This window comes from Bradyrhizobium ivorense, from assembly GCF_900696085.1.
GTDB classification, from domain to species: domain Bacteria; phylum Pseudomonadota; class Alphaproteobacteria; order Rhizobiales; family Xanthobacteraceae; genus Bradyrhizobium; species Bradyrhizobium ivorense.
The window spans coordinates 21374-44329 of record NZ_CAADFC020000013.1; the positions used below are offsets into that span (position 1 = coordinate 21374).

Here is a 22956-nt window from a genome sequence, read left to right on the forward strand (position 1 = left end):
GCAAATGCTGCTCGCGGCTGCGGCATAGACTGTCAGTCTTTTACTCATCCCTGCCCGGCGACGGCTGCACCAGCAGCGTCGGCACGCCGCAGGTGCCGTTGCGCACCGTCATCACGCGCGTGCCGGGTTTGCGGCCGGTGCGGACGTCGGAAACGTCGACGCCGGCGGCGACCAGCCGCGCGTGGGTAGCCTCGATGTCGATGACGCGCCAGCAGATGCCGCGCAGCCGGTCCGAGGCAGCCGGCTCCGCCTTGTCCGGCCGGTGCGTAACCTCGAGGATGAGGTCGCCGCAGCGGAAGAACATCAGCCGGCCCCACTCCGGATGCGACCGGTCGAGCGCCATGTCGAGCCCGAGCCGCGCGCCATAGAGCGCGGCACACCGTTCGGGATCGGCGGTCGCGATCACCACATGGTCCATCGCGGTGATCGAGGCCGGCATGGTGCGCACCGCCAGCGGCCGCTCCTTCTCGCGCTCCAGGAAGAACATGCGAACGCCATGCGTCGCCTCGGTCGCCGCGCGGGTGCGCTTCCATGACAGCGTGGCGCCGCTGGTCTCGTCGCGGCTTTCGACCTCGACGACGAGCTCCGGACGCAGCGTCAGCCGGTCGAGCCGGCGGTGCATCTTGTCGATATCGCTGGTGCGGAAGCAGAGGCTCGCCAGCCCCTCGCCTTGCGTGGCGAGCGCGCCGCGGACGCGCTGCGCAGCCTCGTCGTCGCCGCGCGGCGCCATCAATTCCAAGGTCGTGTTGTCGAGCGTGAACAGTACGCGGTCGGCGCCGTCGCCGCTGTTGCGCCATGACGGCGTCCGCGCGAACAGGGTCTCGTAGGCGGCGCTGGCAGCGGCGATGTCGCCCGTCAGGACGACGACGTGATCGAGACCGGTAATCATGGCGTCCGCCTCCCCGAATCTGCCGTCATTGTGCTCTCCCTAGCCCGTCGGAACCGCAGAGCGCCGCCGGCCGTTATGCCGGGTGCCAGAATGGCCTTCGATCCGCAGTGCCGCCCTCATATCTAGCCGCAAACCAGGCAGGGTTGCGAATATTTTCAGCGATCTCGGCCGGGCAGCGATGCTAATCTGCATCGCCGGCCGGGACCACACCAGCCACGACGGAAAGCGAATGCAGGCTCTCTTCATCGGACAGACCTATATCGACGTCACCTTCATCACCGACCACATGCCGACCGGCGACGAGAAGCACGTCGCCGACGCTTATGCGGTGTCGTTCGGCGGCAATGCCGTGACCGCGGCGTTCTGCTGCGCTAAGCTCGGCATCGTGCCCGATCTGATCGCCACCATGGCCAATGACTGGCTGGGGCGGATGTTCTGGGACATGGCCGACCGCTACGGCATCTCGATGCATCCGCGCAAGGTGAACTCCTCCTCGCTCTCTTTCATCATGCCCAAGGAAGGCAAGCGCGCGATCGTGCGCTGCCGCGACGACCAGCACATCCATCCGTTTCCGCTGCTCAACCTGAAGGGCTGCCGCGCGCTGCACATCGACGGCCACCAGCCGGATGCAGCGATCCACTACGCAAAGCTCTGCCGCGAGGAAGGCATTTTGACCTCGCTCGACGGCGGTGGGTTGCGCACCAATACCCATGAGCTGCTCGAATTCATCGACGTTGCGATCGTCGCCGAGCGGCTGTGCGAGCAGATGGACAAGACCCCGGAGCAGATGCTCGCCTATCTCAAGGAGCGCGGCTGCCGGGTCGGCGGCGTCACCATGGGCGAGCGCGGCCTGCTCTGGTATGACGAGGCGGGCAAGCTCGGCACCCTGCCGGCGCTGCCGATCTCGCGCGAGCGCGTGATCGACACCAACGGCGCCGGCGACGTGTTCCATGGCGCCTACATCTATTCCTATCTCGCCAATCCCGGCAAAGCCTGGCGTCAGCATTTCGAGTTCGCGCGCGCGGCATCGACCTACAAGATCCAGAAGCTCGGCAACGAGGCCGGCCTGCCGACGCTCGCCAACATCGAGGCGGTCAAGCGCGAATTTGGCGCCGCCGTCTGACAGGGGCTGAATGGGGCCGGGCATGGGACGCGTCTTCGTCGCGGGTAGCATCAACATGGACGTGGTGGCGACCGCCGAGCGCCATCCGCGGATCGGCGAGACCGTAGCCGGCGAGGCCGTGCTGTATTTTCCCGGCGGCAAGGGCGCCAACCAGGCGGTGGCCTCGGCCAAGCAGGGCGTGCCGACCACGCTGGTCGGCCGGCTCGGCACCGACGCCTTTGGGCAGGAGCTGCGCCGCTTTCTCGCGGCGCAGGGCGTCGACCTCGGCTTCGTCAAGGACACCGAGGGCACGCATTCCGGCACCGCGATCATCACCATCGCCAATGCCGACAACACCATCGTGGTGGTGCCCGGCGCCAACGCCCGGGTCGATGCCAAGGATGTGGCCGCGCCGGTGCTTGCCAGGGGCGATGTCGCAGTCAGCCAGTTCGAGATCCCGCTGCCGACGATCGCAGCCTTCTTCGCGCGCGCCCGCGCCGCCGGTGCGACCACGGTGCTCAATCCGGCGCCGGCGAAGCGGGCCGACAAGGCCCTGCTCGATCTCGTCGACATCCTGATCCTCAACGAAACCGAGCTCGGTTTTCTGACCGGAACGGAGCTCAAGGACGGCGACCCGCCTGCGCGTTTTGCCGAGGCGGCACGGAGTCTCGCGACGGGCAAGATCGTCTGCGTCACGCTCGGCAAGCGCGGCGTCCTGGCGCTGACCGGAGGCGAACCGCTGCTGGTGCCCAGCCGCGCGGTCAAGGCGGTCGACACCACCGGCGCCGGCGATTGCTTCGTCGGCGCGCTGGCATCGCAACTCGCCGGCGGCAAAGAGCTGCGCGATGCGCTGGCCTACGCCAATGTCGCGGCGTCGATTTGCGTGCAACGGATGGGCGCCGCGCCATCGATGCCAACAGTGGATGAGGTTCGGTCGGCCCTTTCCACGAGTCGTCCCGGCGAAGGCCGGGACCTATAACCACCGGCCACGGCAAAGGGCACACGCACAGTTACGGCGTTCATCTCCGCCAATGACGCCGCGGAGTATGGGGCCCGGCCTTCGCCGGGACGACCAGCTAACCGGCTAGCGCACTCTTCAAATCAAAACTCGCATCCGCGGCCTGCTCCGGCGTGATCGAGCCGCCGGCGCCGAGCAAGCGGCGGCCGAACATGTGATCGCCGGCGCGGTTGACCGATTCGATGCCGAGCAGCTTGTCGCCGCGATAGCAGAATGCGGAGAACGCGCCCTGCGCGCGGTCGCCGCGCACCACGACGCGGTCATAGCCGGTGGTGAGGCCGGCCATCTGCAGCTTGTCGGGACCCTGGTCGCTCCAGAACCATGGCAGGCCGTCATAGACCTCGGTCTTGCCGGTCAGCCGTGCGGCCACGCAACGCGCATGGTCGGTCGCGTTCTGCACTGATTCCAGCCGCAGCGATCCGCCAAAGCGCTTGCTGGTGTAGAGCGCGCAGTCGCCGATCGCGGAGATATTGGGATTGGCGGTCAAGAGATGCTCGTCGACGATGATGCCGGAGGCGACCGGCAGCCCGGCCTCGGCGGCGAGTTCGACATTCGGCAGCACGCCGACGCCGACCACGACGAGATCGGCCGGAATATGCGTGCCGTTGCTGAGGCTGACGCCGGTGACTTTTGCGCCGCTGGCCTCGATCGCCGTGACCTGGACGCCGAGGTGAAGGCGAATTCCCGCCTCCGTGTGCCGCGACTGCGAGAACTCGGAGATTTCCGCGGTCACGGCGCGCGCCATCACGCGGGAAGCGAGCTCGACCACGTCGACCTCGAGCCCCTTGCCGCGCGCGGTGGCGGCGAATTCGAGCCCAATGAAGCCGGCGCCGATCACCACGACGCGCATGCCCGGCGCGATCAAATCGCGCAGCGCCTGGCTCTCGTCGAGGATGCGCAAATAGCGCACCGCGTCGAGTTTTGCATTGGGAATATCGAGCAGCCGGTTCCGCGCGCCGGTCGCGAACACCAGATGGCCGTAGTCGAGCGAGATGCCGGAGGCCAGCGCCACTTTCCGCGCGTTACGATCGACCGCATGGGCGCGATCGGTGACCAGCTCGATCTTGTTGTCCTGGTAGAACTTGTCGGGCCGGAACATCAGGCTGTCGGGCCCGCCGGTTCCCTTCAGATACGCCTTGGACAGCGGCGGCCGCTGATACGGCAGATGGCCCTCGTCGTTGAGCAGCACAATGCGCTCGGCGAAGCCGCCCTGGCGCAGCGATGCCGCGAGCTGGAAGCCGGCGTGTCCCGCGCCGACGATGATGACCGAACCTGTCATCGGAACACCCCAAATACGAGCGAGCAGGAGTGACCCATGCCGTTTTCCTCTCCGTCGATGTTAGCTTTGCTTGCCCCGTCCCCGCAGCGCTCGTGTCTGCGTACCCGAGGGCGCACCATTTGGCCTCATGGCTCGCGCCGACGCAAGGGGGTCTCCGCCCGATCGGGGCGCACCAGGGCCCTGCGCCGGGAACAGGCCGGATTGCCAGCGCTGCCGCCAGGGCCTTAAATGCAGGAAAATAGCAGCCCAAATAACAGCCCCAAGATCTTCAACCCTAAGGTCTTCAATATGCCAGAGCCCGCCCCCGCCAATGACCCCGCCCTGCTCCGGATCGAGGGCGCCGTCGCAACCATCACGCTGAACCGGCCGGCCGCGTTCAATGCGATCGACCTTGCGATCGCCAAGAAGCTCGAAGCGCTCGGCGCCGAGGTCGAGGCCAACAAGGATGTCCGCGTGCTGGTCATCGAGGGCGAAGGCCGCGCCTTCTGCGCCGGCGGCGATCTGCAGACCATCGGCGCTGCCGCCGAAGCCGACAACATCCCGGCTGTGGTCGGCGAGATGCTGGCGCACTACCACGCCTTCATCACCGCGCTGCGGCGGATGCCGAAGCTGGTGCTCGCCAGCGTGCACGGCTCGGCGGCCGGCGCCGGCCTGTCGCTGGCCTTCATGGCCGATCTCTGCATCGCCGCCGAGGATGCGCGCTTCACGCCGGCCTACGCCAAGATCGGCGTCTCGCCCGATGGCGGCGGCACCGTCGGCCTGACTGCCGCGGTCGGCCCGCGCCGCGCGCTGCAGATCTTCCTCGCCGAGGACAATTTTACGGCGCAGCAGGCCCAGCAATGGGGCCTCGTCGCAAAAGTGGTGCCGGCGGCCGAGCTGAAGGCGGCGACGCGCGAGTTCGCCTTGCGGCTGGCGCAGAACGCGCCCGCGGGCCTCGCCGCCACCAAGGCGCTGATCCATCAGGCGCCGACCACGCCGATCGAAGCGCAGCTCGACGCCGAGCGCGACGGCATCATCGCCTGCATGAACAGCGAGGAGTTCCGCGTCGCGGTGAAGAAGTTCACCGGCAAGTCGAAGTAGCCTCACCCGAGGTCAGCTCAGATGGCCTTGCCGCCCCGCTCCTTTCTGTGTCTCCGCCACGGCGCCACTGACTGGAACCGGCAAGGCCGCTTTCAAGGCCGCACCGACAACCTCCTCAACAGTGACGGCGTCGCACAGGCTCGCGCCGCCGCGCTGCGGCTCACCGGCGTGGCCATCGGCGCAATCGTCGCAAGTCCGCTACGCCGCGCAGTGCAGACCGCCGAAATCGTCGGCACCGCGCTGTCGCTGCCGGTTGTGGTCGATGCCGGCATCATCGAATGCGATTTCGGCAGCCTGGAGGGACAGTCGATCCGCGATACCATGCGCAAGCACGGCCTCACCGCGCTCGAGCAGTTGGTCTCGATCCTGCCGGCGGACGGCGAGCCCTGGCCCGCCGTCTCCGAGCGCTCGCTCCGCTGCGTCACGATGTGGCAAGACCACCATCCCGGCGGCGAGATCCTGTTCGTCGGCCACGACGCCGTGATGCAGGCGATCGCCGAGCGGCTGTGCGGCGGCTTCTTCGAGAACCGCTACGGCACGCCGTTCCGCTTTGCGCGCAGCGGAGATGCCTGGGCGGTGCAGGAGATCGGTCAGTTCGGACAGATATAGCCCGGGCCGCCCGGCGCCTTGAAGCATCCAACCGATTCGGGGATCACCTGCTTGGGCAGCCACAACACGACCTTCGGGAAATAGATCGTGAAGCAGATCGTGACCAGGAACACGACATAGATCGGCAGCGCCGCACGCAGCGCTTTGGCAAAACTGATGCCGACGAATTTCGAGGCCATCAGCAGCACGAGGCCATAGGGCGGCGTGATCAGGCCGAAGGCGAGGGTTGCGATCAGCACCACGCCCATATGGACGCCGTTGATGTCGCCGGCCTGGGTCAGCGCGTTGACCAGCGGCATGAAGATGATGATGGTCGGCACCGGCTCGATGAAATCGCCGACCACGGTGAACAGAAGCACCATCAGCAGCATGATCAAATGCGGGTCGTTGCCGGCGATCGCGGTGATCCAGTCGGCGATGTAGATCGCGCCGCGCAGATAGGCCAGCATCCAGCCGAACGCGTTCGCGGCGCCGATCGTGATCAGCGGCAACGAGAAGATCAGCCCGGCGAGGCAGAAGTCGTACGGGATCCTCTTCAGATGCCCGCGGTTGAGCGCCGGGATCACCACGATGATGATATAGGCCACAGCGACCACGCCGGCCTCGGTCGGCGTGAACCAGCCGGTCAAAATGCCGCCGAGCAGGATTACCGGGATCATCATCGGCAGTGCGGCGTCGCCGGCGGCGAAAGCGACCTGGCGCAGCGGCGCGCGCGGCTTGCGCAGGCCGGACGGGCCGAAGAAATAGCAGTAGATCATCAGCCCGAAGCCGATCATCAGCCCGGGCACCACCCCGGCCATGAACAGGCCGGCGATCGAGACGTTGCCGACCGCGCCATAGACCACCGCCGTGATGCTGGGCGGCACCAGCGCCGCGATCGTCGAGGCGGAGGCGATGATCGCGGCGATGAAGGCCGGCTCGTAGCCTTCGCGCTTCATCGGACCGCCGAGCGCGCGGCTCATCACCGCGACGTCGGCGGTGGTCGAGCCGGACATTTCCGAGAAGAACATGCTGAAGACGACCACGACCTGCGACAGCCCGCCCCTGATATGGCCGACCAGCGAGACCGACAGGTTGGCGATCCGCACCACGACGTTCGCCGAGCTCATGAGCTCGCCGACCAAAAGGAAGAACGGGATCGCCAGCAGCGCCTCGGAATCGACGCCGTCGAAAATCTTCTGGATGATCGCAGCGAGCGAGACGTCGGACAGCAGCGCGCCGATGAACACGCCGGCCATCAGCGAGAATGGCACAGGCACGCCGAGATAGCCGAACAGCAGGAAAGAGCTGGACATCAGCACGAGCACGATCGGCGCGCTCATCGCTGCACTCCCGTGGTGACGCTGGTGTTGATCGCAGGGATCGCAGGGTCCTCGTCCGGCGGCTCCGGATGGTCAAAGCCGTTGCGGATGCCGTTGACCAGCTGCTCGATCGTGAACAACCCGATCAGGATTCCGGACAGCGGGATGATCGCATAGAGCGAGGCGATCGGCGTGCCCGACGGCAGGCGGAAGCTGCCGAAGCCGCGCAGATAGTTCTGATAGCCGTACCAGATCAGGCAGAACGCGACGCCCAGCACGACAATACGGATGATGATCTCGACGACGAGCCGCGACCAGCCGTGCATCGCCTCCGAAATCGCGGTGAGATAGAGGTGATCGTTGCGCCGCGTCGCAACCGCCGCCCCGATGAAGATCGCGTAGATGAACAGCGTCGAGGTCACCTCCTGCAGCCACAGCCAGGGATGACCGATGGTGCGGGTGACGATGTCGGCGGTGACCGACAGCGAGAAGCCGAAGCACAGCAGCCCGCACAGCACCATCAGGATCAGTTCCAGCCGATCCAGCGCGCGCCATTTCAGATGCCGCTGCCGCTGCAGCACCAATTTGTCGGCGATGGCCATGGCTCAAAATTCCCCGTCGTCCCGGCGAAAGCCGGGACCCATAACCCCCGGCGTCAATTGCTTAAAGGCGGCTACCCGATCGCATCGCTGAAGGCCCGCGGCGTATGGGTCCCGGCCCCCGTGCGCAATTGCGCACTAGGCCGGGACGACGCTTGACGAGGCTCTAATTGCTCGCGCGGATCAGGTTCTTGATCTTCTCGGCGTGCGGACCGAGGTCCTTGGCGAGTTTGTCGAGATACGGATCGGCGATCGCCGTAAACGTCTTCTTGTCGACATCCTCGACGACCTTGACCCCGAACCCTTTCAACTTCTTCAGCGCGCTGTGCTCCAGCTCGAACGCCTTGGCCGGTTCCTTGGCGCTGACCTCGTTGGCGGCGGCCTGCACCCACTGCTTCTGCTCGGCGGAGAGGCTCTGCCAAAGCTTGTCGGAAACGAACAGCAGCGCGTTGTTGGCCTCGTGCTCGGTGATCGAGAGCACCGGCGCCACCTCGTAATGCTTGTTGACGAGATAGACGTTGATGCTGTTCTCGGCGGCGTCGACCACGCCGGTCTGCAGCGAGGTGTAGACGCTGCCGAACGGCATATGCACCGTCTGCGCGCTATAGGCCGGGAACATGGTGTCCTCGGTCGCGGTCGCCTGGACGCGGACCTTCATGCCCTTGAGGTCGCCGACATTGTGGACGTCCTTCTTGCTGTAGATGTGCCGCACGCCCTGCGAGCCGGTGCCGATCACATGCAGGCCTTGGGTGGTCTCGTCGATCATGGTCCTGATCGCCTCGAACACCTTTGGATCGGCCAGCCCCTTGATGACATGCGCTTCGTCGCGGAACAGGAAATGCAGCGACATCACGCCGGCCTGCGGCGAGATCGTCGCCGTGTTGGCGGAGGAGATGATGGCAAATTCGATATCGCCGGCCTTCACCAGCTGCAGCAGCTGCGGCTCCTGGCCGAGCTGCGCGCCGGGATATTGATCGACGATCATGGTGCCCTTGCTCAATTCCTTGAGCTTGTCGGCGAACAGATCGCCTGCGATCGAATAGCCGGTGTTGCGCGGCTGGTCGTAGGCGAAGCGGAAGTGCTTGACCTCCTGCGCGCCCGCGCTCGTGGACAGCAGCGCTGCCGCGACCATGGCGATTCCGACGATCTTGGCTGGATAGCCCATCGCGACGTTCCCCCTGTTTTGTTTGTTGGCTTGATCATCCCACCACTCTCGCGGGATTGTCAATAAAACAGAGGAATCTAGTGGCTCATCGCCCTTCCGGCGGCGTCACATGGCGGACATTATCGACAATTCCGCTGCCGCCGGGACTTCGTCACTTCCCCTCGGCGCGCATGAAATCGAAATCGCAGCCCTCGTCGGCCTGCAGGATGGTCTGGTTGAACAATTGCGCGTAGCCGCGCTTGGCCCAATCCGGCGTTCCGGCCGCCGCCTGCGCGGCGCGGCGCTTCTCCAGTTCGGCATCATCGACCAGGAGATCGATGCTGCGTTTGGCGACGTCGAGCCGGATCATGTCGCCGTTCCGCACCAGCGCCAGCGGCCCGCCGACGGCGGACTCCGGCGTGATGTGCAGCACGATGGTGCCGAACGCGGTGCCGCTCATCCGCGCGTCGGAGATGCGGACCATGTCCTTGACGCCGGCCCGCGCGAGCTTCTTCGGGATCGGCAGGTAGCCCGCCTCGGGCATGCCCGGCGCGCCCTTGGGGCCGGCATTGCGCAGCACCAGCACATCGTCGGCAGTCACATCGAGCGCGGGATCGTCGACCCGCAGCGTCATGTCCTCGACCGACTCGAACACCACCGCGCGGCCGGTATGCTGCAACAGCTTGGGGCTCGCCGCCGACTGCTTGATGACGGCGCCGCGCGGCGCGAGATTGCCGTGCAGGATCGCGATCGCGCCCTCGGCCTTGATCGGGTTCGCCTTGGAGCGGATCGCATCCTGGCCCGGCACCTCCTCGGCACCGGCGACGATCTCGCGCAAGGTCTGGCCGGTGATGGTCTTGGCGTCGAGATCGAGGAGATCGCCGAGTTGCGCCATCAGCTTCGGCACACCGCCGGCATGATGGAAATGTTCCATGTAATGCTCGCCCGACGGTTTTAAGTCGACCAGCACCGGCACCTCGCGGCCGAGCTTGTCGAATGCCGCGAGATCGATCTTGTGGGGTGAGCGGTTGGCGATCGCGGTCAGGTGAATGAGGCCGTTGGTCGAACCGCCGATCGCCTGCATCACGATCTGGGCGTTGCGGAGCGCGGACGGCGTCAAAATCTCCCTCGGCTTCGGCCCCTTGGTCTTCGCCATTTCGGCGGCAACGCGGCCGCTTGCCTCTGCGAGGCGGAAGCGTTCGGCATGCGGCGCCGGGATCGTCGCGCTCATCGGCAGCGACAGGCCGAGCGCCTCGGTGACGCAGGCCATGGTGGAGGCGGTGCCCATCACCATGCAGGTGCCGACCGACGGCGCGAGGCGGCCGTTGACCGCCTCGATCTCGACGTCGTCGATCTCGCCGGCGCGATACTTGCCCCACAGACGGCGGCAATCGGTGCAGGCGCCGAGCACCTCGCCCTTGTGATGCCCGACCACCATCGGCCCGACCGGAATGACGACGGTCGGCAGATCGGCGCTGACCGCCGCCATGATCTGCGCCGGCAGGGTCTTGTCGCAGCCGCCGATCACGATCACCGCGTCCATCGGCTGGGCGCGGATCATCTCCTCGGTGTCCATCGCCATCAGATTGCGCAGGTACATCGAGGTCGGATGCGCGAAGCTCTCGGCGATCGAGATCGTCGGGAACACGAACGGCATCGCGCCCGACAGCATCACGCCGCGCTTCACCGCTTCGATGATCTGCGGCACGTTGCCGTGGCAGGGATTGTAGTCGCTGTAGGTGTTGGTGATGCCGACGATCGGGCGGTTGAGCGCGTCGTCGGAGTAGCCCATCGCCTTGATGAAGGCCTTGCGCAGGAACAGCGAGAAGCCGGCGTCACCATAGCTGGTCAGTCCCTTGCGCAGTCCGTCAGCCATTTTCTTATATCCCGTGATTATCAGCGCGCACTTAAAGAGCGGCGCGAATTATTGTCAATACGAGATAATCCCGCCGCGCCGGGCGCCTGATCTGCGGCAAAATTACCCTCATTATTGACAATAACCGTGGCGCTATGGTGTCGTCCGGCGTCGCTTCGCAAACGGATGGCCATGAAAGCCCAGGCATCACCAGACATCCAGGTCCCCTCGCGCGAAGAGGAACAGGCGGAAGTGATCCGGCGGCTGGAGGAGGACATCATCTTCGGCCGCTTCGCTCCGGGTTTGCGGCTGGTCGAGGACACGCTGATGCAGCGCTACGATGCCAGCCGGCATTTCGTGCGCCAGGCACTGTTCCAGCTCGAACGCCAGGGCATCGTGCTGCGTGAGAAGAACGTCGGCGCCACCGTGCGGTTCTATTCGGCGGACGAGGTGCGGCAGATCTACGAGGTTCGCGAGATGCTGACGCGCCAGGCGGCGCTGATGATCGTCCTGCCCGCTCCTCGCAGCCTGATCGAAGAGCTGAGCGAGCTGCAGCGGCAGTATTGCGCCAAGGCCGACGCGCAGGACATGCGCGGCATCCACGAGACCAACGATGCGTTCCACATCGCGCTGTTTGCGGCCTGCGGCAATCCATATCTGGTGCGCTCGCTACAGGACTACATGAACCTGACCCTGCCGATGCGCGCGAAAAATCTCGCCGACAGCGAGGGGCTCGCGTTGTCGCGCCGGCAGCACGAGCTGATGATCGAACTGCTGAAGGGCCGCGACAGCTGGGCATTGGCGCAGCTCTGCGTCGATCACATGGCGTACAGCAAGGCGGATTACCTCGCCCGCATCGCCAACGACAAAAAGCCGCAATAGCGCGCGATACGCGGCCCCGATGGTGAAGGAGGCGGCGATGCGTCATGTGGTTATCTTGCTCGGGTCGCTCGCCGCGCAGCTCGCGCTTAGCGGTGTCAGCGAGGCGGCCGATCCGCGCGCGACGCAACTGACCTACGAGCCCTGGACCAAGACCTGCCTGACCCAGGCGAGTTGCTTCGTCGGCGCGGCCGCACGCGGCCAATGCGCGCCGTCGGGCGGCACCATCAGTGTCTCGCCGCAGAACAGCAAGCGCGCGCTGCTCACGGCGAATGTCGGAACGCGGACCATGCTCGAGGGAACGATCAACCTCCGCATCGATCACGATGAACCGATCCAGATCGCCAAACCGCACTGTTATGCGCTGGGCTGCGGCGGTACATACGAAGGTGATAGCGGGCTGATCGAACGGCTGAAGCACGCGCAGACCATCAGTGTCGAAGCCAAGAATCTGACGAGCCAGACGATCGAACTCTCCTTTCCACTCACGCATTTTGCCGAAGCCTATGACGGGGCCGGAAGCCCGCCCAAAGCGTCCGAGCAAGCATCGAAGGAGTCGCCACGGCAGCACACCGAAGCCGTGAAACAACTCCCCCAATGCGAGAACTGATCACTTCTTCCAATCGATGATCCCGCTCTTGTCGCCGTCGAACTCCATGCTGCAGAACGTGCCGCCCTGGTAGAAGTCGCCGACCGGATCCGGCAGCAGCTTGGCCTGCTCGGCCATCGCGTGCTCGCGAAAATCTTCGCCGCGGCCGGTCGGGCGGTAGCCGAAATCGTAGGCGCGGTGATTGTCCCACCATGAGCGCTCGTTGTAGGAGGCGCCGTAAAACACCTCGAAATGGATGTCGGGATGCTCGAGCCCGATCCGGCAGAGCTGCACCAGGTCTTCCGGCTTGAGCCAGATCGACAGCCTGCGGTGGTCGAGCGGCGCCTCGCCGAAATTGCCGATGCGCAGGCACGTCACCTTGAGCCCGTGCTTGTCGGCATAGAGCGCGCCGAGCGCCTCGCCGAACACCTTGCTCACTCCATAACGGCTGTCCGGCCGCGGCGTCACATCGGTGCCGATGCGGTGATGGCGCGGGTAGAAGCCGACCGCGTGGTTGGACGAGGCGAAGATCACGCGCTTGACACCCTGCTTGCGCGCCGCCTCGAACAGGTTGTAGCAGCCGATGATGTTGGCCTGGTGGATCTGGTCCCAGGATCCTTCGACGGAGTAGCCGCCGAAATGCAAAATGCCGTCGACGCCCTCGCAGATCGCCTCGACCGCTGCGAGATCGGCAAGATCCGCCGCCTTGAATTTTTCGCCGGCGCCGAGATCGGCGGGCTGCTTGATGTCGCTGAGCAGCAGGTCCGGATAGATCGGCGGCAGCAACTTGCGCAGGCTCGTGCCGATTCCACCCGCTGCGCCGGTCATCAATATGCGTGCCATTCCGTCCCTCATATGTGCTGTGTGCCGTGACCGAATTGCGGTCGCAGGCCGACAATGATAGCAAACCATGCGCAGAGGAAACACAACAACGAGAACAGCAAATGTCCGATGTCCATTCCGCAGGCTGGCGTCCCGCGACCTATTACCCCGATCCCGCGATCCATGCACTCGACCTGCGCTTCGAGAAATACTGGCTGAAACTTTCCGCGGTGGAACGCATCGCCACCGGCCTGCGCTGGGCCGAAGGCCCGGTCTGGTTCGGCGACGGACGCTATCTGCTGTGCAGCGACATTCCGAACCAGCGCATCCTCAAATGGGAGGAAGAGACCGGCGCGGTCAGCATCTTCCGCAAGCCGTCGAACTTCGCCAACGGCAACACCCGCGACCGCCAGGGCCGTCTGATCACCTGCGAGCACGGCGGCCGCCGCGTGGTGCGCACCGAATATGACGGATCGATTACGGTGCTGATCGATTCCTTCGGCGGCAAGCGGCTGAACTCGCCGAACGACGTCGTGGTGAAATCCGACGGCGCGATCTGGTTCACCGATCCGATCTTCGGCCTGCTCGGCAATTACGAAGGCTACAAGGCCGAGCCCGAGATCGAGCCCAATGTCTACCGGCTCGATCCCGAGACCGGCAAGGCTAGCATCGTCGCCGAGGGCGTGCTGGGGCCGAACGGGCTGTGCTTCTCGCCGGACGAGAAGATTCTCTACGTCGTGGAGTCCCGCGGCGTGCCGAACCGCAAGATCCTGGCCTACGACGTCTCCGCCGACGGCAAGACGATCTCCAACAAGCGCGTCTTCATTGACGCCGGTCCCGGCACGCCGGACGGCATGCGCTGCGACATCGACGGCAATCTGTGGTGCGGCTGGGGCATGGGCGATCCCGAGCTCGACGGCGTCGTCGTGTTCGCGCCCGACGGCGTCATGATCGGCCGCATCGCGCTGCCGGAGCGCTGCGCCAATCTGTGCTTCGGCGGCCTGCAGCGCAACCGCCTGTTCATGGCGGCGAGCCAGTCGATCTACGCGCTCTACGTCAACACCCAGGGCGCGCTCGGCGGCTGATCTGAACGTCATTGCGAGGAGCGACGGCGACGAAGCAATCCATCGATCCGCATATGCGGTGCGATGGATTGCTTCGCGGAGCCTGTCATCCGGCGGCGCTGCGCGCCGACCGGGTGGCTCGCAATGACGACAAGAATATCTGCGTTCCGTCACCATCAGCGGACGATAAAGATACAGAGTACTTCCTCCAAAACGTCTGACGCCGGAGCAGTTCCCTGCCCCGGCGTCATTAGCTCGTCTCTCGTGGCTCGGCTTACGCGGCGTTGAAGCCGGCGACGGCCTTGGCCTCGAGGTATTCTTCCAGACCGTAGCGGCCCCACTCGCGGCCGTTGCCGGACTGCTTGTAGCCGCCAAACGGCGCGCTGCGCTCGTTCGGCACGCCCTGCAGGTTGACGTTGCCGGCGCGGATCTGGCGGCCGACGCGACGCGCGCTCTCCACGGTGTCGCCGGTGACATAGCCGGCGAGACCGAACGGCGTGTCGTTGGCGATCTTGACGGCGTCGGCTTCATCCTTGGCGCCGAGGATGGTCAGCACCGGTCCAAAAATTTCTTCGCGGGCGATCGTCATGTCGTTGGTGACGTCGGCGAAGATGGTCGGACGGACATAGAAGCCCTTGTTGACGCCCTCGGGCAGACCCGGACCGCCGGCGACGAGCGTTGCGCCCTCGTCGATGCCCTTCTGGATCAGCGCCTGGATTTTGTCCCACTGGCCGCGGTTGACCACCGGACCAATGTTGGTGTCGGCGGCGCGCGGATCGCCGGCCTTGGTCTTATCGGCGACGCCCTTCGCGATCGCGGCCACTTCCTTCATCCTGGAGAGCGGCACGATCATGCGCGAGGGCGCGTTGCAGGACTGGCCGGAGTTGTTGAACATGTGCATCACGCCGCCGGTCACCGCCTTGGTCAGGTCGGCGCCCTCGAGGATCACGTTCGGCGACTTGCCGCCGAGCTCCTGGCTGACGCGCTTCACGGTCGGCGCGGCGCGCTTGGCGACATCGACGCCGGCGCGGGTCGAGCCGGTGAACGAGATCATGTCGATGTCCGGGTGCTCGCTCATCGCAGCGCCGACCTCCGGGCCGAGGCCGTTGAGCAGGTTGAACACGCCCTTCGGCACGCCGGCTTCATGGAGGATTTCCGCGAAGATCAGCGCCGAGGTCGGGGTGAACTCGGAGGGCTTCAGGATCATGGTGCAGCCGGCGGCGAGCGCGGGCGCTACCTTGCAGGCGATCTGGTTGAGCGGCCAGTTCCAGGGCGTGATCATGCCGACCACGCCGACCGGCTCGCGCACGATCACGGCGGTGCCCATGGTTTCCTCGAACTCGTACTTCTTGAGCACTTCGAGGGTGTTCATGAGATGGCCGAGGCCGGCGCCGGCCTGCAACTTCTCCGCCATCGGCAGCGGCGCGCCCATCTCGTCGGAGACGGCGGCGCCGATCTCCTTCATGCGGCCCTTGTAGACCTCGATCACCTTGGTGAGCAGCGCGATACGCTCCTCGCGGCTGGTCTGGGAATAGGTTTCGAACGCGCGTTTGGCGGCGGCGACCGCCTTGTCGAGATCGGCCTTCGAGCCGAGCGCAACCTCATACATCGCCTCTTCGGTCGCCGGATTGACGACCGGGGTGGACTTCTTGACGACGGGATCGACCCAGGCGCCATCGATGTAGAATTGCATACGATTGACCATCGGAAACCTCTTGTACGGGCGTATGGAAAAGGGAACGGAAGCGTTCGGCAGGCATCCTTGCACGAAAGCCCGGCGAATTGAACCCGCCATGTGCGGGACGCGGCTCGTGCGCGCCCGACGGATATAAGGCCTCGGCCGCGCAGGTGGCAAGGCTCGCCACCTAACGCACCCTCCCCTGGAGGCGGAGGGTCGGTTCGCATCGAGCGAAGCAAGATGCGAAGCGGGGTGGGGTGAAGGTCTCTCCTCATCCAACAGTATCCGGGTGGAGAGATCACCCCACCCCGTCGCGCATTGCGCTGCGCTTCATGCGCAACGACCCGAGAGCGAGCTTCGCTCGTCTCGACCCCTCCAGGGGAGGGTGAAACCAAATACCTACACCGCCATCTTGCGATGCCGCACCGGCGCACCGACCGAGAGCCCCTCCGCCGCATCAATGATGCCGTTGGCGTCGATGCCGTAGTGGCGGTAGAGGTCGCCGATGGTGCCGGTCTGGCCGAAATGCTCGACGCCGAGCGCCTCGACGCGATGGCCGCGCACGCTGCCGAGCCAGCCGAGCGAGGCCGGATGGCCGTCGAGCACGGTCACGATGCCGCAGTCGCGGCCGAGCGGCGCCAGCATCCGCTCGATATGACTCAAATGCTGCACGCCGCGGCGATCGCGGCGCAAATTCCGTGCGGCGGACCATCCGGCATAGAGCCGGTCGGCGGAGGTGACCGCCAGCAAGCCGACGTCGCGATGGCTCTCGCCGATCAGCCCGACCGCCTCGATCGCCTCCGGCGCGACGGTACCGGTATAGGCAATCACCAGGTCGCAATTTGGCCCCGGCTTGCGCATCCAGTAGGCGCCATCGGTGATGTCGCGCTGCAGGTCCGGCGTCATGATCCGCGTCGGCTGCTCCAGCGCACGGGTCGACAGCCGCAGATAGACCGAGCCGCCATCGGCGCCCTCGCGCTGCATGTGGCCAAAACCCCAGCCCATGATCACGGCGAGCTCATCGACGAAGGCCGGATCGAACGAGGCGAGCCCGTCCTGGCCGAGACCGATCAAGGGCGTCTTGATCGACTGATGCGCGCCGCCCTCCGGCGCCAGCGAGATGCCCGATGGCGTCGCCGCCACCATGAAGCGGGCATCCTGGTAGCAGGCGTAGTTGAGCGCATCGAGGCCGCGCTCGATGAAGGGATCGTACAGCGTGCCGACCGGCAATAGCCGCGCGCCGTTGATCTGGTGCGACAGGCCGAGCGCCGACAGCATGATGAACAGGTTCATCTCGGCGATGCCGAGCTCGATGTGCTGGCCCTTCGGCGAATATTCCCAGGTGTAGGCCGACGGGATCTTCTCCTGCCGGAACAGATCGTGGTTCTCCGCTTTCGCAAACAGTCCGCGGCGGTTGACCCAGGCGCCGAGATTGGTCGACACCGTAACGTCGGGCGACGCGGTGACGATGCGCGAGGCCAGCGCACTGTCGCCCTTGGCCAGTTCGTGCAGGATGAGGCCAAAGCCCTGCTGCGTCGACATCTGCGCCGAAGCCTTGAACGCGAGCCGCTCCGGCACGTCGATTTCAGGCGCCGACAGCCGGCGGCGCCCCTCGCGGTTGAACGGCGCTTCCGCCAGGAACGCTTCCAGCTTCGCGGTGTCCTGCGCCAGGCCCTCGAACTTGTCCCACTCGTGACCCGGGCGGATGTTTTGCGCGGCGCGCCACTTCTCCATCTGCGCGACCGTCATCAGGCCGGCATGGTTGTCCTTGTGGCCCTGCATCGGCAGGCCGACGCCCTTGATCGTGTAGGCGATGAAGCAGACCGGACGATCGTGATCGATCGACTCGAACGCCTCGATCATGCTCGCCATGTCGTGGCCGCCGAGGTTCGACATCAGCGCCAGCAGCTCATCGTCGCTGCGGCGGTCGATCAGCGCCGTGACCAGACCCTGGTCGCCGATGTCATCATGCAGATGTTTTCTGAACGCCGCGCCGCCCTGGAAGCAGAGCGCCGCGTACATCTGGTTCGGGCAGTTGTCGATCCAGCGCCGCAGCGCCTCGCCGCCCGGCTCGGCGAACGCCTCCAGCATCAGCTTGCCGTATTTCACGATCACCACGTCCCAGCCGAAATTGCGGAACATGGTCTCGAACTTCGACCACAGTCCCTCGCGCACCACGGCGTCGAGCGACTGGCGGTTGTAGTCGACCACCCACCAGGTGTTGCGCAGCGCGTGCTTCCAGCCTTCCAGCAGCGCCTCGAAGATGTTGCCCTCGTCCATCTCGGCGTCGCCGACCAGCGCGATCATGCGGCCCTCGGGCCTGTCGGCCATCCAGCCATGCGCCTTGACGTAGTCCTGCACCAGCGAGGCGAACAGCGTCTGCGCGACGCCGAGGCCGACCGAGCCGGTGGAGAAGTCGACGTCGTCGACATCCTTGGTGCGCGACGGATAGGACTGCGCGCCCTTGTAGCCGCGAAAATTCTCCAGCTTGTCGCGGGTCTGGTGGCCATACAGGTACTGGATGGCGTGGAACACCGGGCTCGCATGCGGCTTCACCGCGACGCGGTCCTGCGGCCGCAGCACCGAGAAATACAGCGCCGACATGATGTTGGCGAGCGAGGCGGAGGAGGCCTGGTGGCCGCCGACCTTCAGCCCGTCGCTGTTGGCGCGGACATGGTTGGCGTGGTGGATGGTCCACGACGACAGCCACAGCACCTTGCGGGCCAAGGCGGACAGCATTTCGAGGCGTTCAGGCGCGATTGCCATGGCGGTGCTCCGGGGCGATATGCTGGATGTTACTGCCGCGGGGGGCGGCGAAAATCTCAATTCCACGCGACAGCACAGGAAAAATTGGGATAAATTCCCACGATCCAGCCTCCGTCAGTGAGTTCATTCCAATGCCTGCCCTCGATGCCATCGACCGCAAGATCCTGAGTCTGCTGCAGACCGACAGCCGCCTGACCATGCAGGAACTCGCCGACAAGGTCGGCCTGTCGGTGTCGCCCTGCCACCGCCGCGTCAAGCTGCTCGAGGAACGCGGCGTGATCTCGCGCTACATCGCGACGGTGGATCAGAAATCGCTCGGGCTGCATGTCTCGGTCTTCATCTCGATCAAGCTGGCTCGGCAGAAGGAAGAGGACTTGAATCGCTTCGCCCGCGCGATCTCCAAATGGGACGAGGTGCTGGAGTGCTACCTGATGACCGGCAACCGCGACTATCTGCTGCGCGTCGTCGCCGCCGACCTCTCCTCCTATGAAGCGTTCCTGAAAAACAAGCTGACGCGGCTCGACGGCATCGCCTCGATCGAGTCGAGCTTTGCATTGAGCCAGGTGAAGTACTCGACAGCGCTGCCGGTGTAGGGGTGGCTCGTCGAGCTTCGCAGCTAAACCCGTCATCCTGAGGTGCTCGCCTCTTCGGCGAGCCTCGAAGGGTCGACGGCCACCAGCCGGGCCGATTCATCCTTCGAGGCTCGCAAGAGCTCGCACCTCAGGATGACGGAGTGAGGTTGTGCATCCGCATTCTCGCGACATGATTTGTCCGAGGTTTTGCATTTCGTTTCGCCGCTCTGAGAACAGAGGGCGCAGGGAAAGCCGGGTGCCGATTGCACCCATGGGCCCGGTGCAACAAAAAAGCACCGGGCTAGGACCACAGGTGTAACCGGAAACAACCCGGCTTTCCCTGCGCGATGGGTTACGGCTTATACGTGCTCTCCCCGGCGAGACTGGGCTTTTTTGTCACCGCTTTCGCAAAAACGCTTACGCGTTTTGCGAGAGGACACCTGCCACTAGGTGGTGTGGACTCTAGGGATTCCCTTTTAGGGGCAAATCAGATTCAAGATTGCTTTTGGGGAGGCAGTCTTGGGTGTGATGGATCGGCTGGTGTTGAGCGACGCGGCGTGGGAGCGGATGGCGCCGCTGATCATAGGCCGGCCTGACCAGAAGGGCTCGACCGGCCGCGACAATCGGATGTTCGTGGAGGGTGTGCTTTGGATCGTGCGTACGGGCGCTCCCTGGCGTGATCTTCCGGAGGCGTTCGGAGACTGGAACAGCGTGTTCCGGCGCTTCAGTCGATGGAGCGCCAAAGGCGTCTGGTGCCGCATCTTCGAGGCGATGTCCGATGACCCCGACTTCGAATATTTGATCGTCGATTCCACCATCGTCCGAGCCCATCAGCATGCTGCCGGGGCCAAAAAAGGGGGTCTGAAGATCAGGCAATTGGCCGTTCGCGCGGCGGCCTGAGCACCAAGATACATATGGCCGTTCGCGGCTTGGGATGTCCCGTACGGTTCACGATCACCGCGGGTCAGAAGGGCGATGCACCGCAAGCTGCCGAATTGATCGAGGGGTTGCCTGCCGAGGTGGTCATGGGCGACACGGCCTATGACGCCGATCACTTGCGCCAAGCCATCGCAGCCAAAGGGGCGCTCGCCGTCATCCCCAACAACCCGTCACGAGCGCTCAAGCATCCGCTCGACAAGTATCTCTATGCCCAGCGCCACCTCGTCGAATGCTGCTTCTCAAACCTCAAGCAATTCCGCCGCGTCGCAACCCGCTTCGAAAAGACCGCTCGAAATTATCGGGCGGTCGTCACCCTCGCAGCCATCATTCTCTGGCTGCGGTAAGTGTCCACACCACCTAAGGCGTGCGCACATCTGGTGCGAGGGCTTTACAGGTCAGGAAGGCACCACCGGATGGGTTCCCTCCCCCCCTTGCGGGGGAGGGTTAGGGAGAGGGGTAAGCCGCGCGGGCGGTGTTTGTGGCTTACCCCTCTCTCCAACTCTCCCCCGCAAGGGGGGAGAGAGCCCTCCCACCTCCCGTGCAGCCTTAAGCAAGATCGGCTTAGTGATGAGTGAGATGTGCGCATGCCCTCTCCCACAAGGGGAGAGGGTGACAGAAATCAATCCACCATGTCCGCGACGGCCTTGCCGCACGCCGTGGTGTCGGCGTTGCCGCCGAGGTCGCGGGTGCGCAGCGTGCGTTCGCCGAGCGTGCGCTCGATCGCGCCGACGATGGCGTCGGCGGCCTGCTTCTCGCCGAGATGCTCCAGCATCATCGCGCCGGACCAGATCATGCCGATCGGGTTGGCGATGCCCTGCCCTGCGATATCGGGCGCCGAACCGTGCACCGGCTCGAACACGCTCGGGAAATTGCCTTCCGGATTGATGTTGCCCGACGGCGCGATGCCGATGGTGCCGGTGCAGGCCGGGCCGAGGTCGGACAGGATGTCGCCGAACAAATTGGAGCCCACCACGACGTCGAACCAGTCCGGATGCAGCACGAAGTTCGCGGTCAGAATGTCGATGTGGTACTTGTCCCACTTCACGCCGGGATATTTCTTGGCCATCGCCTCCACGCGCTCGTCCCAATAGGGCATGGTGATGGAGATGCCGTTCGACTTGGTCGCCGAGGTCAGATGCTTCTTCGGCCGCGACTGCGCGAGGTCGAAGGCGAATTTCAGGATGCGGTCGACGCCGGTGCGGGTCATCACCGTCTGCTGCGTCACGAACTCGCGGTCGGTATCCGGGAACATGCGGCCGCCGACCGAGGAATACTCGCCCTCGGTGTTCTCGCGCACCACCCAGAAATCGATGTCGCCGGGCTTGCGGCCCGCCAGCGGCGACGGCACGCCGGGCATCAGCCGCACCGGGCGCAGGTTGACATACTGGTCGAACTCGCGGCGGAATTTGATCAGCGAGCCCCACAGCGAGATGTGGTCGGGAATCTTCGCCGGCCAGCCGACCGCGCCGAAATAGATCGCGTCGTGCTTGCCGATCTGCGCCTTCCAGTCTTCCGGCATCATCTCGCCGTGCTTCTCGTAATAGTCGTAGGAGGCGAAGTCGAAATGATCGAACTGCACCGTGACGCCGTGCTTCTTCGCCGCCGCCTCGACGACGCGCAGCCCCTCCGGCATCACTTCCTTGCCGATGCCGTCACCGGGAATGACCGCAATCCGATACTGCTTCTTTGCGCTAACCATCGAGAACACCCTTGTGATTTGCCCGGCCGGCGATGCCGCCTATCCTGATCGCCCTGCAATGGACCAAACCGCGCGCCAGCGCAACGCTGCAGTGCAGTGTTGACCGCAGCGCGACCCTGCCCCACCAAATTCGCCTACATCCCGTTCCTCATACCAAGCGAGACATCCCATGGATCTGCATCTGCGCGGCAAACGAGTCCTGATCACCGGCGCCTCCAAGGGCATTGGCGCCGCAGCCGCCGAAGCCTTTGCCGAGGAAGGCGCCCATCTGTTGCTGGCCGCCCGCAACGGCGATCAGCTCAAGGCGCTGGCCGAGCGGCTGCGTTCCGCGCACCAGATCGACGCCGCGATCAGCGTCGTCGACCTGCGCAAGTCGGACGACCTGGCGCGATTGGCAAAGGAGGCCGCCGAGATCGACATCCTCGTCAACAATGCCGGCGACATTCCGGGCGGCTCGATCGACAAGATCGACGAGGCGACCTGGCGGCACGCCTGGGAGCTCAAGGTGTTCGGCTACATCAACCTGACACGTGCGGTCTACGCCCAGATGAAGGCGCGCGGCGGCGGCGTGATCGTCAACGACATCGGCGCGGCCGGCGAGCGGTTCGACGCCAACTACATCTGCGGCAGCGCCGGCAATGCGGCGCTGATGGCCTTTACCCGCGCGCTCGGCGGCAAGAGCCTTGCCGACAACATCCGCGTCGTCGGCATCAATCCGGGCCCGGTCGGCACCGACCGCCACGTCACGCTGCTCAAGACCCGCGCAAAACATCAGTTCGGCGACGAGAACCGCTACAAGGAATTCCAGAAGGGCATGCCGCTCGGCCGCCCCGCCCATGCGCGCGAGATCGGCGACCTGATGGCGTTTCTGGCCTCCGACCGCGCCGGCTATACGTCGGGTGTGATCTACTCGGTGGACGGCGGACTGACCTCGGGGTGGGGATAAGCGTTTAGGCCCTCACTCTCTCCCCGTCATTGCGAGGCGCGCAGCGACGAAGCAATCCATCTGTCCACGCGCGCCGATAGATGGATTGCTTCGCGGAGCCTGTCATCGGGCGGCGCTACGCGCCGA

General features: G+C 65.1%; 20 protein-coding genes. 10 read left to right on the forward strand and 10 right to left on the reverse strand.

The features are described from left to right. Window positions 1-40 precede the first annotated feature (40 nt). Window positions 41-889, reverse strand: coding sequence for a VOC family protein (locus CI41S_RS17815; RefSeq protein ID WP_139860856.1), 849 nt, complete (start codon window positions 887-889; stop codon window positions 41-43). A gap of 229 nt (window positions 890-1118) precedes the next feature. On the opposite strand from CI41S_RS17815, the gene CI41S_RS17820 reads away from it, so the two are divergent. Next, on the forward strand, window positions 1119-2012 hold the full coding sequence (locus CI41S_RS17820) for a sugar kinase (protein ID WP_139860857.1): 894 nt from the start codon (window positions 1119-1121) through the stop codon (window positions 2010-2012). A 22-nt stretch (window positions 2013-2034) separates the two neighbouring features. After that, on the forward strand, window positions 2035-2970 hold the full coding sequence (gene rbsK, locus CI41S_RS17825; RefSeq protein ID WP_139860858.1) for a ribokinase: 936 nt from the start codon (window positions 2035-2037) through the stop codon (window positions 2968-2970). A gap of 97 nt (window positions 2971-3067) precedes the next feature. Here the strand turns inward: rbsK and CI41S_RS17830 are convergent, their stop codons facing one another. Next, entirely contained in the window at window positions 3068-4288 is a 1221-nt protein-coding gene (locus CI41S_RS17830) for an NAD(P)/FAD-dependent oxidoreductase (RefSeq protein ID WP_139860859.1), read from the reverse strand. Window positions 4289-4576: 288 nt separating this feature from the next. On the opposite strand from CI41S_RS17830, the gene CI41S_RS17835 reads away from it, so the two are divergent. Both CI41S_RS17835 and CI41S_RS17840 read left to right on the forward strand, forming a co-directional pair. Then, window positions 4577-5368, forward strand: a complete 792-nt coding sequence (locus CI41S_RS17835) for an enoyl-CoA hydratase/isomerase family protein (RefSeq protein ID WP_139860860.1) — start codon at window positions 4577-4579, stop codon at window positions 5366-5368. Window positions 5369-5389: 21 nt separating this feature from the next. Further along, the gene (locus tag CI41S_RS17840) at window positions 5390-5977 is read left to right on the forward strand and encodes a histidine phosphatase family protein (RefSeq protein WP_139860861.1); all 588 of its coding nucleotides are present in this window, start codon (window positions 5390-5392) and stop codon (window positions 5975-5977) included. On the opposite strand, the gene CI41S_RS17845 is transcribed toward CI41S_RS17840, so the two are convergent. The 4 genes from CI41S_RS17845 to CI41S_RS17860 form a co-directional block, all read right to left on the reverse strand. Continuing rightward, on the reverse strand, window positions 5959-7299 hold the full coding sequence (locus CI41S_RS17845) for a TRAP transporter large permease (RefSeq protein ID WP_139860862.1): 1341 nt from the start codon (window positions 7297-7299) through the stop codon (window positions 5959-5961). The genes CI41S_RS17840 and CI41S_RS17845 overlap by 19 nt on opposite strands. After that, entirely contained in the window at window positions 7296-7880 is a 585-nt protein-coding gene (locus CI41S_RS17850) for a TRAP transporter small permease (protein WP_139860863.1), read from the reverse strand. Before CI41S_RS17850 ends, CI41S_RS17845 begins: the two co-directional genes overlap by 4 nt. A gap of 163 nt (window positions 7881-8043) precedes the next feature. Continuing rightward, window positions 8044-9042, reverse strand: coding sequence for a TRAP transporter substrate-binding protein (locus CI41S_RS17855; protein ID WP_139860864.1), 999 nt, complete (start codon window positions 9040-9042; stop codon window positions 8044-8046). A gap of 151 nt (window positions 9043-9193) precedes the next feature. Beyond that, the gene (locus CI41S_RS17860) at window positions 9194-10897 is read right to left on the reverse strand and encodes an IlvD/Edd family dehydratase (protein WP_139860865.1); all 1704 of its coding nucleotides are present in this window, start codon (window positions 10895-10897) and stop codon (window positions 9194-9196) included. Window positions 10898-11068: 171 nt separating this feature from the next. Between CI41S_RS17860 and CI41S_RS17865 the strand changes: the two genes are divergently transcribed. Both CI41S_RS17865 and CI41S_RS17870 read left to right on the forward strand, forming a co-directional pair. Continuing rightward, window positions 11069-11758 (forward strand): GntR family transcriptional regulator, encoded by a 690-nt coding sequence (locus CI41S_RS17865; protein WP_139860866.1) that lies wholly within the window; start codon window positions 11069-11071, stop codon window positions 11756-11758. 19 nt (window positions 11759-11777) lie between these two features. Further along, window positions 11778-12365 carry an invasion associated locus B family protein gene (locus CI41S_RS17870; protein ID WP_139860867.1) on the forward strand — a complete coding sequence of 196 codons (588 nt, stop codon included), beginning with the start codon at window positions 11778-11780 and terminating at the stop codon, window positions 12363-12365. On the opposite strand, the gene CI41S_RS17875 is transcribed toward CI41S_RS17870, so the two are convergent. Continuing rightward, window positions 12366-13187, reverse strand: coding sequence for an NAD-dependent epimerase/dehydratase family protein (locus CI41S_RS17875; protein ID WP_139860868.1), 822 nt, complete (start codon window positions 13185-13187; stop codon window positions 12366-12368). A gap of 101 nt (window positions 13188-13288) precedes the next feature. On the opposite strand from CI41S_RS17875, the gene CI41S_RS17880 reads away from it, so the two are divergent. Continuing rightward, window positions 13289-14251 carry an SMP-30/gluconolactonase/LRE family protein gene (locus CI41S_RS17880; protein ID WP_139860869.1) on the forward strand — a complete coding sequence of 321 codons (963 nt, stop codon included), beginning with the start codon at window positions 13289-13291 and terminating at the stop codon, window positions 14249-14251. A 253-nt stretch (window positions 14252-14504) separates the two neighbouring features. On the opposite strand, the gene CI41S_RS17885 is transcribed toward CI41S_RS17880, so the two are convergent. Then, window positions 14505-15935, reverse strand: a complete 1431-nt coding sequence (locus CI41S_RS17885) for an aldehyde dehydrogenase family protein (protein ID WP_139860870.1) — start codon at window positions 15933-15935, stop codon at window positions 14505-14507. Window positions 15936-16307: 372 nt separating this feature from the next. Then, entirely contained in the window at window positions 16308-18674 is a 2367-nt protein-coding gene (locus tag CI41S_RS17890) for a transketolase (RefSeq protein WP_139860871.1), read from the reverse strand. 131 nt (window positions 18675-18805) lie between these two features. Between CI41S_RS17890 and CI41S_RS17895 the strand changes: the two genes are divergently transcribed. Then, complete coding sequence (locus CI41S_RS17895) at window positions 18806-19267, forward strand: Lrp/AsnC family transcriptional regulator (protein ID WP_139481877.1); 462 nt, start codon at window positions 18806-18808, stop codon at window positions 19265-19267. Between the two features lie 498 nt (window positions 19268-19765). Then, a protein-coding gene (locus CI41S_RS17900) for an IS5 family transposase (RefSeq protein WP_139860872.1) occupies window positions 19766-20529 on the forward strand; the annotation gives its coding sequence in 2 pieces (ribosomal slippage) (window positions 19766-20101 and window positions 20104-20529; 762 coding nt in all). 275 nt (window positions 20530-20804) lie between these two features. Here CI41S_RS17900 and CI41S_RS17905 read toward each other — a convergent pair. Further along, window positions 20805-21884, reverse strand: a complete 1080-nt coding sequence (locus CI41S_RS17905) for a tartrate dehydrogenase (protein ID WP_139860873.1) — start codon at window positions 21882-21884, stop codon at window positions 20805-20807. A 169-nt stretch (window positions 21885-22053) separates the two neighbouring features. Between CI41S_RS17905 and CI41S_RS17910 the strand changes: the two genes are divergently transcribed. Next, complete coding sequence (locus CI41S_RS17910) at window positions 22054-22830, forward strand: SDR family oxidoreductase (protein ID WP_139482045.1); 777 nt, start codon at window positions 22054-22056, stop codon at window positions 22828-22830. Window positions 22831-22956 lie beyond the last annotated feature (126 nt).

Bases quoted from the DNA above. Each gene is read 5' to 3' on its own strand.
- CI41S_RS17855 (WP_139860864.1), bottom strand. From the start codon at position 9,042: ATGGGCTATCCAGCCAAGATCGTCGGAATCGCCATGGTCGCGGCAGCG.
- CI41S_RS17895 (WP_139481877.1), top strand. From the start codon at position 18,806: ATGCCTGCCCTCGATGCCATCGACCGCAAGATCCTGAGTCTGCTGCAG.
- CI41S_RS17870 (WP_139860867.1), top strand. From the start codon at position 11,778: ATGGTGAAGGAGGCGGCGATGCGTCATGTGGTTATCTTGCTCGGGTCG.
- CI41S_RS17860 (WP_139860865.1), bottom strand. From the start codon at position 10,897: ATGGCTGACGGACTGCGCAAGGGACTGACCAGCTATGGTGACGCCGGC.
- CI41S_RS17880 (WP_139860869.1), top strand. From the start codon at position 13,289: ATGTCCGATGTCCATTCCGCAGGCTGGCGTCCCGCGACCTATTACCCC.
- CI41S_RS17820 (WP_139860857.1), top strand. From the start codon at position 1,119: ATGCAGGCTCTCTTCATCGGACAGACCTATATCGACGTCACCTTCATC.
- rbsK (WP_139860858.1), top strand. From the start codon at position 2,035: ATGGGACGCGTCTTCGTCGCGGGTAGCATCAACATGGACGTGGTGGCG.
- CI41S_RS17815 (WP_139860856.1), bottom strand. From the start codon at position 889: ATGATTACCGGTCTCGATCACGTCGTCGTCCTGACGGGCGACATCGCC.
- CI41S_RS17850 (WP_139860863.1), bottom strand. From the start codon at position 7,880: ATGGCCATCGCCGACAAATTGGTGCTGCAGCGGCAGCGGCATCTGAAA.
- CI41S_RS17865 (WP_139860866.1), top strand. From the start codon at position 11,069: ATGAAAGCCCAGGCATCACCAGACATCCAGGTCCCCTCGCGCGAAGAG.
- CI41S_RS17890 (WP_139860871.1), bottom strand. From the start codon at position 18,674: ATGGCAATCGCGCCTGAACGCCTCGAAATGCTGTCCGCCTTGGCCCGC.
- CI41S_RS17875 (WP_139860868.1), bottom strand. From the start codon at position 13,187: ATGGCACGCATATTGATGACCGGCGCAGCGGGTGGAATCGGCACGAGC.
- CI41S_RS17885 (WP_139860870.1), bottom strand. From the start codon at position 15,935: ATGGTCAATCGTATGCAATTCTACATCGATGGCGCCTGGGTCGATCCC.
- CI41S_RS17905 (WP_139860873.1), bottom strand. From the start codon at position 21,884: ATGGTTAGCGCAAAGAAGCAGTATCGGATTGCGGTCATTCCCGGTGAC.
- CI41S_RS17830 (WP_139860859.1), bottom strand. From the start codon at position 4,288: ATGACAGGTTCGGTCATCATCGTCGGCGCGGGACACGCCGGCTTCCAG.
- CI41S_RS17835 (WP_139860860.1), top strand. From the start codon at position 4,577: ATGCCAGAGCCCGCCCCCGCCAATGACCCCGCCCTGCTCCGGATCGAG.
- CI41S_RS17910 (WP_139482045.1), top strand. From the start codon at position 22,054: ATGGATCTGCATCTGCGCGGCAAACGAGTCCTGATCACCGGCGCCTCC.
- CI41S_RS17845 (WP_139860862.1), bottom strand. From the start codon at position 7,299: ATGAGCGCGCCGATCGTGCTCGTGCTGATGTCCAGCTCTTTCCTGCTG.
- CI41S_RS17840 (WP_139860861.1), top strand. From the start codon at position 5,390: ATGGCCTTGCCGCCCCGCTCCTTTCTGTGTCTCCGCCACGGCGCCACT.